Source organism: Cohnella terricola, assembly GCF_007786475.1.
GTDB classification, from domain to species: domain Bacteria; phylum Bacillota; class Bacilli; order Paenibacillales; family Paenibacillaceae; genus Cohnella; species Cohnella terricola.
The window spans coordinates 1-12102 of the sequence record NZ_VNJJ01000001.1; the positions used below are offsets into that span (position 1 = coordinate 1).

General features: G+C 53.4%; 9 protein-coding genes. 8 read left to right on the plus strand and 1 reads right to left on the minus strand.

Annotation, left to right across the window (positions count from 1 at the left end; genetic code table 11):
* Positions 1-105 precede the first annotated feature (105 nt).
* On the minus strand, positions 106-519 hold the full coding sequence (locus FPZ45_RS00005) for a hypothetical protein (RefSeq protein ID WP_144696921.1): 414 nt from the start codon (positions 517-519) through the stop codon (positions 106-108).
* Positions 520-697: 178 nt separating this feature from the next.
* Here FPZ45_RS00005 and FPZ45_RS00010 point away from each other — a divergent pair, with 178 nt between their 5' ends.
* The 8 genes from FPZ45_RS00010 to lonB all read left to right on the plus strand — a co-directional run bounded on the left by FPZ45_RS00010 (position 698) and on the right by lonB (position 12062).
* Entirely contained in the window at positions 698-1627 is a 930-nt protein-coding gene (locus FPZ45_RS00010; RefSeq protein WP_144696923.1) for a hypothetical protein, read from the plus strand.
* A gap of 138 nt (positions 1628-1765) precedes the next feature.
* Positions 1766-3055, plus strand: coding sequence for a trigger factor (gene tig / locus FPZ45_RS00015; protein WP_144696926.1), 1290 nt, complete (start codon positions 1766-1768; stop codon positions 3053-3055).
* Between the two features lie 183 nt (positions 3056-3238).
* Entirely contained in the window at positions 3239-3841 is a 603-nt protein-coding gene (gene clpP, locus FPZ45_RS00020) for an ATP-dependent Clp endopeptidase proteolytic subunit ClpP (protein WP_144696928.1), read from the plus strand.
* Positions 3842-3891: 50 nt separating this feature from the next.
* Positions 3892-5148: an ATP-dependent protease ATP-binding subunit ClpX gene (gene clpX, locus FPZ45_RS00025; RefSeq protein WP_144696931.1), complete on the plus strand. Its 1257-nt coding sequence runs from the start codon at positions 3892-3894 to the stop codon at positions 5146-5148.
* A gap of 119 nt (positions 5149-5267) precedes the next feature.
* Positions 5268-6368 (plus strand): flavodoxin-dependent (E)-4-hydroxy-3-methylbut-2-enyl-diphosphate synthase, encoded by a 1101-nt coding sequence (gene ispG / locus FPZ45_RS00030; protein WP_144696934.1) that lies wholly within the window; start codon positions 5268-5270, stop codon positions 6366-6368.
* A gap of 1 nt (position 6369) precedes the next feature.
* Complete coding sequence (locus tag FPZ45_RS00035; RefSeq protein ID WP_144698290.1) at positions 6370-6861, plus strand: PCYCGC motif-containing (lipo)protein; 492 nt, start codon at positions 6370-6372, stop codon at positions 6859-6861.
* A 44-nt stretch (positions 6862-6905) separates the two neighbouring features.
* Positions 6906-10181, plus strand: a complete 3276-nt coding sequence (locus FPZ45_RS00040; protein WP_246120260.1) for a DEAD/DEAH box helicase — start codon at positions 6906-6908, stop codon at positions 10179-10181.
* Positions 10182-10298: 117 nt separating this feature from the next.
* A complete protein-coding gene (gene lonB / locus FPZ45_RS00045) occupies positions 10299-12062 on the plus strand; it encodes an ATP-dependent protease LonB (RefSeq protein ID WP_144696940.1) in 1764 nt (587 codons plus the stop codon).
* Positions 12063-12102: the final 40 nt, after the last annotated feature.

The following is a 12102-nucleotide window of genomic DNA, read 5'->3' on the forward strand; positions in this document are numbered from 1 at the left end:
CTTAAAACGCTATTGTAAGTTGCATGCACATGAATGACGAACATCGGAAAGCCGTATGAGGGAAAACCTCAAGTACGGTTTGATGAGGAGGGGCTGAATTTATTTTCAGTTCTTTACTCTAGTTTGCGACAATGATACGGGCAAATCCGATCTTGCTTCCTCCATTGTCGCAAAAAGCAGCAATGGTGCCTGTGAATCCGTGCTCCGAACTCTCATTGTCGCAAAAAGCAACAATGACGCATGTAAATCCGATCCCCGGCGCCCATTGTCGCAAAAAGCAGCAATGGTGCCTGCGAATCTGTACTCCTTGCTCTCATTGTCGCAAAAAGCAGCAATGGTGCCTACGAATCCGTGCTCCGTGCTCTCATTGTCGCAAAAAGCAGCAATGGTGCCTGCGAATCCGTGCTCCGTGCTCTCATTGTTGCAAAAAGCAGCAATGGTGCCTGTGAATCCGTGCTCCTTGCTCTCATTGTCGCAAAAAGCAGCAATGGTGGAGAGCCATTGAACCAGTCGCAGCAACTTCCCCGTACGCCCACCGATTCGTCACCCGCCAAGTTCAGCCTCTAGCCGTTTTTTTTCATTTTGCGGACCGTTCGTGATATAATGCGTTAGAACTGAACTTGCTGCTAACGGCTGGCCGAAGCAACGGGAAGCCAAAGGCCGGAGATAAGCCGGTAGATGTGGAGGGGCTTACCTCATGACGGATCAATCGAAAGATAATTTGGTGTTGTTTCCGAAAACGCTGGATTATTATCAGATACAATTGACGAAAATGTTGGAGACGGAACGCTACGGGGAAGCGAAAGCTTTGCTATCCTTTCTTCTGACATGCCACGGAGATGCGGATAAACACCATACAGAATGGCAGGCGCTTCTCGGGTGGCTGGAAGCGGCGTTCCCCGGGACGGCAGGGGATCTTGATTACGATGCGCTGCTTACGGACGACTTCGGCGAAGAAGAGACGGATGAGAAGGATCTTTTCAAGCGCAAGGTCGCTGAACGCAGCGCGACGGATGCCGACTACATACCGCAGTTATTGGCTTCGCTGTATAGCAGCGTGGATCCCGGGCAGCAAATGCTGATCTTAGGTCAATTAATGCACGTCGTTCACCCGGACGTCGATTTGTCGCTTCGACAATGGCTTGCGCGCGAAGAGTACGTTCCTCCTTTGCAGTTTCGTGCGCTGCAAGCGATTCGCAGTCAAGGAGCCGCTGGCCCCGTATCCTTCTGGAGAGACGGCGAGAGCCTTACCGTGGAAGCCGGAGATACGCCTTTAACTTTCGCCGAGTTCCCACAGGGCGTTCATCAAGTGTTGGAGCGGGTAAGCCGGTCGGCTGAAGTGTCCGATCCAACTCTCGCCTACTTCGCGGAGGAGATCTGGAAAGACTGCGTAGAAATCGCGTACGGATCGCTGATCTACAAAAGCATGATCGCTGACGACGACGGCTCGTCCGATGTTTGGGCCGCGGCGCTGCATCAATTGCTGATGGAAAAGCTGCATGCCCGATACGGCGACGAGTGGATCAGGGAAATGTACGGCATTACGGACGAGTTGAGGTTTCGTTACGAACAGGCGCTCAGGTGGTTGCGGCAATATTCGATGGAGCCGCGGTCGGTGGATTCGTAGAGAGCATGCCCAATGACGGAGCGATGATGGGACTTGAAGTTATGCCTTGTAATGATGTCTGAAGTTGTTTTATAATAGAGTGGTTTATGTGAATTGCCGCATGCGAGCGGCAAGATGTTACGGAGGGGAAAGCATAAAATGTCAGCAAAATGGGAAAAGATAGAGAAGAACCTTGGTGTTCTTGAAGTAGAAGTGGATGCGGAGCAAGTTTCCGTTGCATTGGACAAGGCATTCCGCAAAGTCGTTCAAAAAGTAAACGTACCGGGCTTCCGCAAAGGCAAAGTGCCGCGCTCGATTTTCGAAGCTCGTTTCGGAATCGAAAGCTTGTATCAAGACGCTATCGACATCATGCTTCCGGAAGCTTATACGAAAGCGATCGACGAAGTAGGCATCGAGCCGGTCGACCGTCCGGAAATCGACGTAGAGCAAATCGGTAAAGGCCAATCTTTCAAATTTAAAGCCAAAGTAATTGTTAAACCGGAAATTAAGCTCGGTGAATACAAAGGATTGGTCGTTCCCGTCGAAGATTCCGCGGTAACCGACGAAGAATTGAATGCGGAGCTCGAGCGTCTGCAACAACGCCATGCGGAATTGGTCGTCGTTGACGAAGGACCGGCTCAACAGGGCGACTATACTTCGATCGACTTCGAAGGATTCCTGGACGGCGTGCCTTTCGAAGGCGGCAAAGGCGATAACTATTCGCTCGAACTTGGATCCGGTTCCTTTATTCCGGGCTTCGAAGACCAAGTCGTCGGCCTGAACATCGCCGAAGAGAAGGACATCAACGTCACGTTCCCGGAAAACTACCAAGCGGAGAACTTGGCTGGCAAACCGGTTGTGTTCAAAGTGAAGCTGAACGAAATCAAACGCAAGAACTTGCCAGCGCTTGACGACGAGTTCGCCAAAGACGTTAGCGAGTTCGATACGCTCGACGAGTATAAGGCAGATCTGAAGAACAAGCTGCAAGATCGCAAGTCGAAAGAAGCCGAAACCGTTCGCGAAACGGCAATCGTCGATAAAGCGGCCGAGGCGGCTGAATTGGAAATCCCTGAAGTCATGATCGACACCGAGATCGACGCCATGATGAAGGACTTCGAAAACCGCTTGCGCCAGCAAGGCATGAACCTGGATCTGTACTTCCAATTCAGCGGCCAAGACGAAGCGGCTCTGAAAGCACAAATGAAAGGCGACGCGGAGAAGCGCGTACGCAGCAACCTTGTGCTCGAAGAAATCGCCAAAGCGGAGAAAATCGAAGTTTCCGAGTCCGAAGTGGACGAAGAGCTCGAGAACCTGTCGAAGATGTATAACCGTCCGGCGGAAGAGCTTCGCGGCATTTTCGCATCGAACGGCTATCTGGACAACTTGAATGCGGACCTGAAAGTTCGCAAAGCCGTAAAATTCCTGGTTGAAAACAGCAAATCCGCGTAAGTCGAACAACATAGTCAAGGCACGTGTAACCCGCGTGCCTTATTTTTCTCCCTGAATACATAATTGGCAAATGCCGAACAACGTGACGGATACCCGAAAAAGACTCGTCAACATGACATTCCGTTTTGAACGTGTTAAACTATTACCGAGATTCGAAGTCTAATGAGAAAAGGGGTTGGTAACATGTTAGTACCAATGGTCGTCGAGCAAACGAATCGCGGAGAGCGGTCGTACGATATCTATTCCCGGCTTCTGAAGGACCGCATCATTTTTCTCGGAAGCGCGATTGACGACGATGTCGCCAATCTCATTATCGCTCAATTGCTGTTTCTTGCGGCGGAAGATCCGGATAAGGATATCCATCTGTACATTAACTCCCCGGGCGGCTCGGTAACGGCCGGCATGGGAATCTTCGATACGATGCAATTCATCAAGCCAGACGTCTCGACGATTTGCGTCGGCATGGCCGCGAGCATGGGCTCCCTGCTTCTTACGGCAGGCGCACCGGGCAAGAGGTTCGCGCTCCCGAATAGTGAAATCATGATTCACCAGCCGCTTGGAGGGGTAAGAGGTCAGGCATCGGATATAAAGATTCATGCGGATTGGATTGTGAAGACGAAGCAAAAACTAAATCAGATTTACGTTGAGCGCACGGGTCAGCCTTATGAGAAAATCGAACGGGATACCGACCGCGATAATTTCATGAGCGCCGAAGAAGCCGTACAGTACGGCTTGGTTGATCGGGTGATCTCCCAACCCGTCCAGACGGACAATCCGCAAGCGTAACACGATAACCGTCTTATGGACGGAGATGCGGTTTACTAAGGAGGGTTTACATGTTTAAATTCAGCGACGAAAAAGGCCAGTTGAAGTGTTCGTTCTGCGGCAAATCGCAGGATCAAGTCAGGAAATTGGTCGCCGGACCCGGCGTATATATATGTGACGAGTGTATCGAGCTTTGCACGGAGATCGTGGAGGAGGAGCTCGGACATGAAGAAGAGCTCGATCTGAAAGATATTCCGAAGCCGATAGATATCCGCAACATATTGGACCAATACGTCATCGGACAAGAGCAGGCGAAGAAGTCTTTGTCGGTTGCCGTATACAATCATTACAAACGGATTAACTCCCAAGCCAAGATCGAAGACGTCGAACTGCAGAAGAGCAATATTATGCTCGTTGGCCCTACAGGCTCCGGGAAGACGTTGCTGGCTCAGACGATGGCCAAAATCTTGAACGTTCCGTTCGCGATCGCAGACGCGACTTCCTTGACGGAAGCCGGGTACGTCGGCGAAGACGTCGAGAACATTTTGCTGAAGCTTATTCAAGCGGCTGATTACGACGTAGAGAAAGCCGAGCGCGGCATTATCTACATCGACGAAATCGATAAAGTAGCGCGCAAATCCGAGAATCCATCCATTACACGGGATGTTTCGGGCGAAGGCGTACAGCAAGCGCTGTTGAAAATTCTTGAAGGCACCGTCGCTTCCGTTCCTCCGCAAGGCGGACGCAAGCATCCTCATCAAGAATTTATCCAGATCGATACGACGAACATTCTGTTCATTTGCGGCGGCGCGTTCGACGGTCTGGAACAGATCATCAAGCGCCGTATCGGCAAAAAAGTCATCGGTTTCAGTTCCGTTCTCGAAGGCCAGAAGGATATGAAGCCAGGCGAGTATTTGTCCTTGGCTCAACCGGAAGATTTGCTCAAGTTCGGGTTGATTCCGGAATTCGTCGGTCGTCTTCCGGTCATCTCGACGCTCGAACCGCTTGATGAAGCGGCTCTTGTCCGCATTCTCTCCGAGCCGAAGAACGCGCTCGTGAAGCAGTACCAGAAGCTGCTTGAGATGGATAACGTCAAGCTTGAATTCGAGAGCGGCGCGCTTGAGGAAATCGCTCGCGAAGCGATCAAGCGGAACACGGGAGCGCGTGGATTGCGGGCGATCATCGAGAGCGTTATGCTCGAAGTGATGTACGAAGTGCCGTCGCGCGACGACGTCGTCAATTGCTTGGTGACCGCGAAAGTCATCAAGGATAAGATGGCGCCCGAGTTAACGACCAAAAAAGGCAAGAAAAAAGAAGAAAGCGCGTAACGGGAGCAGGACGAAAGCCGCCACGAAGGCCTTTCGGCCGCCGCGGAGTTCGCCTAGATTGCCGGTTCCACCCTGCGCTCAAGCGGGGTGGACTTTGGCGTATACAGGGGAGAAAACATATGTACAAACGCACGGATACGGTCGCTGTTAAAGTCGGGAACTTGACGATCGGCGGCAACAACCAAGTGATCTTGCAAAGCATGTGCACGACGAAGACGGCGGACGTCGCGGCAACGGTCGCGGAAATCAAGCGGCTGGAGGAAGCGGGCTGCCAGCTCGTGCGCGTTACCGTCAACAATAAAGAAGCTGCGGAAGCGATCAAAGAAATCAAAAAGCAGATCAAGATCCCGCTTGTCGCGGATATCCATTTCGATTATCGTCTGGCGCTGCTAGCGATCGAGAACGGCATCGACAAAGTTCGCATCAATCCGGGCAATATCGGCCGCCGGGAGAAGGTAGAAGCGGTCGTTAAGGCATGCAAGGAGCGAGGTATTCCAATTCGTATCGGCGTCAACGCCGGGTCGCTCGAGAATCATTTGATCGAGAAATACGGCTATCCGACGGCGGATGCAATGGTCGAGAGTGCATTGTTCCACATCGGCATTCTTGAAGAACTCGATTTTCACGATATTATCGTTTCTCTTAAAGCTTCCGACGTCCCGATGGCGATCGAAGCGTATATGAAAGCGGCGGAAGTCATTCGTTATCCGCTTCATCTCGGCATTACTGAGGCGGGCACGCTGTTCTCCGGAACGATCAAGAGTTCTGCAGGCCTTGGTGTGTTGCTTAACCATGGTATAGGCAACACTATGCGAATTTCGTTAAGCGCCGATCCTGTTGAAGAAATTAAGGTTGCGCGCGAGCTGCTGAAAGTATTCGGCCTGATCACCGACGCGCCGACGCTGATCTCTTGCCCGACTTGCGGCCGTCTGGACATCGATTTGTTCGCGGTGGCGAACGAGGTCGAGGAATATTTGTCCAAGCTGAAGGTTCCGATCAAAGTTTCCGTGCTCGGCTGCGCGGTGAACGGACCGGGCGAAGCCCGCGAGGCCGACATCGGCATCGCCGGGGCCAGAGGGGAAGGCATGCTGTTTCGTTACGGGGAGATGATCCGTAAAGTGCCGGAAACGGAACTCGTGAGCGAGCTCAAAAAAGAAATCGACCAGATCGCGGCTGCTTATGCCGAGACTGGCGTTATACCGGGGCGCAGACATGGATAAGATGAAGAAGCTGGCGATCTCGGCGATTGGAATCGGAATGCTCGTTTTAAGTGCGTGCGGCCAAGGGCAAACTTCCCATGAATCCCATGAATCCCATGCTTCATATGCGGCTAATGGAGATTTGCGGGAAGTGACGGCTTCGACGGCGAAGCTTCCAACGTTTCTGGACGGTCAATCGGAAGCCGTGAGAGTCGCTTATCAAGTCGCGGGAACGTTGGACGATACGTTGCAATGGATTCCTTGTTATTGCGGCTGCGGAGATAGCGCTGGGCACCAAAGCAATTTGAATTGCTTCATCCATGAAATTCGCGAAGACGGCACCGTCGAGTGGGACGATCATGGAACGAGATGCGGCGTATGCGTGCAGATTGCCGTGGAATCGGCCCATTTGAAGCAACAAGGCAAGTCGAATTTGGAAATTCGCCAGTACATCGACGGCAAATACGAAACAGGATATGCCAAACCAACGGACACGCCGATGCCTGCAGCCTGAACATCTCAAGTTCGGGACTAACATTGACGATGTATGCAAGGGGCGTGAAGAAATTCGTTCTCACTAAGCAGACGATCCAGGAGACGTGCGATACCGCTTCCTATGCGCGCGGGGAAGCTTATTATCGAGCCGATCGGGTCTTGTCCATCAAAAGAGAAGCGGGCGGAGCAAGCTGCCGGGCAACCGTCAGGGGCTCAAACCAAGAACGATACGAGGTTGAGGTCGCGTTCGACGGGGACGGAGAAATTCGTGCGTCCTGCGAATGCGCGGCCTATTCCCCGTTGTCGTACTGCAAGCATATCGTCGCTGTGTTGCTCAGGCTTGCAGATGAGGAATCGGACGATACGGCCGCTGAAGACATAGAAATGACCGACAAGGATATCCAGCTGACGAAGCGGGTTATCCTTTTGTTCGATCGCGCGATAAGCCGTCGGAATTCAGACGAATCGGGTCTGGATCGCGAAGAGTACGCGGATACCCGAACGCTTGAGGTCGAATTTTATTGCAAGCTCGTAAAAAGCTTCGCGGGCAAACAATTATTCGCGATCTCGATGAAGATCGGCCCAGGCCGAATGTACGTCGTTCAGAAAATCAAAGAGTTTCTCAAACATGTCGAGACATGCACACCTATGGCGTTCGCGAAGCACTTCTCGTACGATCCTTCCGAACATGCTTTTAAAGAGGACGATGCGCGATTCATCGATCTACTGATCTCGGCGATGAACGTCGAGAACGTCTATCAGGATCTGTTTCACTCCTTATCTTCTTATTCCTACAGGGAAGAGAAGATATTGGCCGTTCCACCCGAGGCTTGGGAGAAAATGCTTCCGCTGCTCGATCGGGTGAACATCAGCTTCGAGGACAAAAGAATCGGCACTCAGCGAATGGAACTTATGGATGGAGAACTGCCGATCTCCGCTAGGCTGAACAAGGCGCAGGACGGCGGGTATCGGCTTGATTTCGAGGGTTTGAAAAATTCGGATTTCCTGGACAATTACGGCGTGGCGATCGTGAACGGACTGCTATTTCGGGCCGATCCCGAGCAATTGGAGCGGATCTCGGAATTAAGAAAAATGTTTCATTTCGAGAAAAATACGCGCCTACTGATCGCTCCCGATCAGATCGAAGCTTTTATAGATCGCGTCGTACTAGGATTAAAACCGTTTATCCGAGTCGAAATATCGCCGCAGATCGCCGACCGAATCGTGAACCCGCCGCTCAGCGCCCGCTTATATCTCGATATGGACGGAAATAGGCTGCTTGCAAGATTGGAATACGTCTACGGCGACGTCATCATCTCTCCTCTCCCGCAGAAGGAGACCAAGAATGCCCGGGAAGACGTTATTCTCCTGAGGGATCTCGATCGGGAGAACCGGATTATGGGGTTGATCGAACGGGCTTCCTTCAAATTCAACGGCAAGGACGTCTATCTGGACGCCGAAGACGATATCTACGACTTTCTGTACGACATCGTGCCTCAACTTGAAGGCGACGTGGAGTTGTTCGCAGGCGAGTCGGTCCGGAAGGCCGTAAGTACCGACGACTACCGGCCTAAGGCGCGAGTGGACGTCGATACCGGGACCAATTGGCTGGAAGTGTCTTTCGATATGGAAGGAATGGACGAGCAAGACGTTCAGAACGTTCTGCGGAATCTTGTCGAGAAGCGTAAATATTACCGGCTGCCGAGCGGCCAATTTCTGTCGCTGGAGCAGGAAAGCTTCCGCGACATTACGCGACTATTCGAGGAACTCGATTTACGAAAACCGGATGCAAACGGAAATCGCATGCAATTGCCCGCGGTCCGGGGCTTCCAGCTGATGGACCAGTTCGGGGCTTCGGCCCGCGGCGTTCAAGTCGGGAAGTCTCTGCGCAAATTGTGGGATAATCTGCGGCATCCGGATAACCTCGAATTCGAAGTGCCCGCCGATATAGATCCCGTTCTGCGGGATTATCAGAGATACGGCTTTCATTGGCTGAAGACGTTATCCCATTACCGGCTTGGCGGAATACTCGCCGACGATATGGGACTGGGCAAGACCATACAAAGCATCGCTTATATCGTCGCGGAGTCGGGCCATACCGGAGAAGACGGGGAGCGTCCGGACCCGGCGCTGATCGTCTGTCCCGCCTCGCTGATCTACAACTGGGAGCGCGAATTTCGCAAGTTCGCTCCGGAATTGAAGACGATCGTGGCTGCGGGGGATCGTCAGGAGCGCAGCGGAATCATGGCGGAGGATCCGAAAGAGGCGGACGTATGGATCACCTCTTATCCGCTTCTTCGCAGGGATATCGAGTGGTACGAGCAACGCCGGTTCCGCACGGTTTTTCTCGACGAAGCCCAGGCGATCAAAAATCACGCTTCCCTAACCTCGCATGCCGTTAGAAGATTGCGATCCGGGCAGCGGTTCGCTCTGACCGGTACGCCGATCGAGAATTCCCTTGACGAGTTATGGTCGATCTTCGACGCGATATTCCCGGGATTGTTCGAGGGCAAGAAGTCGTTCTCGGAGCTCACCCGTGAGAAGCTCGCCCGCATCGTAAGGCCGTTTATTCTTCGGCGGCTCAAGAGCGACGTGCTTAAGGAGCTCCCCGACAAAATCGAGAGCGTGCAGCCATCCGAACTATCCATCGAACAGAAACAGTTGTATCTCGCTTACTTGGAGAAGCTGCAGTCCGACGTCGCTCGGGATCTCTCGGCGGATGGAGGGTTCCGGAGAAACCGGATGAAAATATTAGCCGGGCTAACCCGTCTCAGGCAGCTCTGCTGCCACCCCGGCTTATTCTTAGACGGGTACGAGGGAACGTCGGGCAAGTTGGAGCAACTGCTCGAGATCGTCGAAGAATGTCTGGGCGGAAACAAACGGATGCTGATCTTCTCTCAGTTCACTTCGATGTTGGAGATCATACGTCGAGAACTTGAAGGACTGGGCATTCCGTACTTCTATTTGGACGGGTCTACGCCTTCGGAGCGCCGAGTGGAGATGTGCGACGCGTTTAACGGCGGCGATCGGGACGTCTTCCTGATCTCGCTAAAGGCCGGAGGCACGGGATTAAACCTGACCGGGGCCGACACCGTCGTGCTGTTCGATCTTTGGTGGAATCCCGCGGTCGAGCAGCAAGCGGCCGACAGGGCGCACCGCATCGGACAAAAGAAGGTCGTGCAGGTCATAAAACTCGTAGCGCAAGGGACGATCGAGGAAAAGATACTGGAACTGCAGCAGCGGAAAAAGGATCTGGTCGACGAGATCGTTCAGGCCGGCGAAACGGCTTTGACGACGCTAACGGAGGACGATATTCGGGAACTGCTTGAATTGACATGACTATATCTGCCGGCATTCGGGCAATACTACCAAGTATAGCCCGGGTGTCGGTTTATTTGTCTTTGACCGGATGAAGCTGTACCTGCCTGAGGGCGCGATCGGGGAGGATGATATCAGATGAACCTAAGCATGGTTCTCATGTTGATTCAAGTGTTTTTTGCCGTTGTCATTGGCATTTACTTTTGGAATTTGCTGCGCAACCAGAAGAATAACCGGAGCGCAGTGGATCGGGAATCCCGCAAGGAGATGGACAAGCTGCGCAAGCTACGTTCCATCTCGCTAACGAAACCGCTCGCGGAGAGAACCAGACCTGCTGCCATTACCGATATCGTCGGCCAGAAAGAAGGCTTGAGGGCGCTCAAAGCGGCGCTCTGCAGCAGCAATCCGCAGCACGTGCTTGTATACGGCCCTCCGGGCGTCGGTAAGACGGCCGCCGCAAGGGTCATTCTGGAGGAAGCGAAGAAGAATAAGCTTTCACCTTTCCGCCTCGATGCGAAATTTACCGAGATCGATGCGACGACGGCCAGATTCGACGAGCGCGGAATCGCGGATCCGTTGATCGGGTCGGTTCACGATCCGATCTATCAAGGCGCGGGGGCGATGGGGGTCGCGGGCATACCGCAACCGAAGCCGGGGGCGGTGACGAAGGCGCACGGAGGCATTTTGTTCATCGACGAGATCGGCGAACTGCATCCGATCCAACTGAACAAGTTGCTAAAAGTGCTCGAAGACCGAAAGGTGTTCCTGGAAAGCGCCTATTACCACGCGGAGGATACGAATATACCGATGTATATTCACGATATATTCCAGAACGGTTTGCCCGCGGACTTCAGACTCGTCGGAGCGACGACCCGTTCGCCGGGAGAGCTTCCGCCGGCGCTGCGAAGCCGCTGCATGGAAGTTTATTTTCGCCCGCTTCTGCCCGCCGAGATTGCGGAGATCGCCGAGAATGCGATTCAGAAGATCGGGTTTACGCCGCGACAGGATGCGCTCGATGTCATCAAGCGTTACGCGACGAACGGGCGCGAGGCGGTTAACGTCGTCCAGCTCGCTGCCGGGCTTGCGTTATCGGAAAATCGCGAGGAACTGAATGCGGCAGACATCGAATGGGTCGTCAATAGCAGTCAGCTTCCGCCCCGACCGGATCGCAAGGTACCGTCCAAGCCGCAGATCGGTCTCGTTAACGGATTAGCCGTTTACGGACCGAGCATGGGAGCGTTGCTCGAGATCGAGGTGACGGCGATTCCGGCGTTGCCTGGAAAAGGCCAACTTAATATTACCGGCGTCGTGGAAGAAGAAGAACTGGGAGGCGGGCAACGGACGTTGCGGCGCAAGAGTATGGCGAAAGGCTCGCTCGACAATGTGCTGACGGTGCTTCGAAGCAATGGCTTCCAACCGGAGAATTTCGACCTGCACGTCAATTTCCCCGGAGGAACGCCGGTGGATGGTCCTTCAGCCGGAGTCGCGATGGCGGTTGCGATCGCTTCGGCGTTAACTAAGCAGCCCGTGGACAATAAAGTCGCTATGACGGGAGAGATCAGCATTCACGGGGCGGTCAAACCTGTAGGCGGAGTGGTGGCCAAAGTCGAAGCGGCGTTTCAATCAGGAGCGGAGACGGTCATTATTCCGAAAGAAAACTGGCAAGCGATATTCGAAGGACTCGAAGGCGTCAAGGTCATTCCCGTCGACAGGGTGGAAGACGTATTCAGCCATGTGTTCGAGGACAGGATAAGCTGGCTGACGGCGAGACAGCAGACCGCCGAACTGCCTGTAGCCGCGGACGCATTCGCTGCCGCTCCCGCGGGTTCGGTGTTCCAAGCGGTGAATGTTCGGTCCGATTTGCCACCGTTAGAACGGAAGCCCCGTGGAATAGAGGGCTGAGATCCATATTCATGTTTGGCCTAAAGGAAGTAAAGACGAT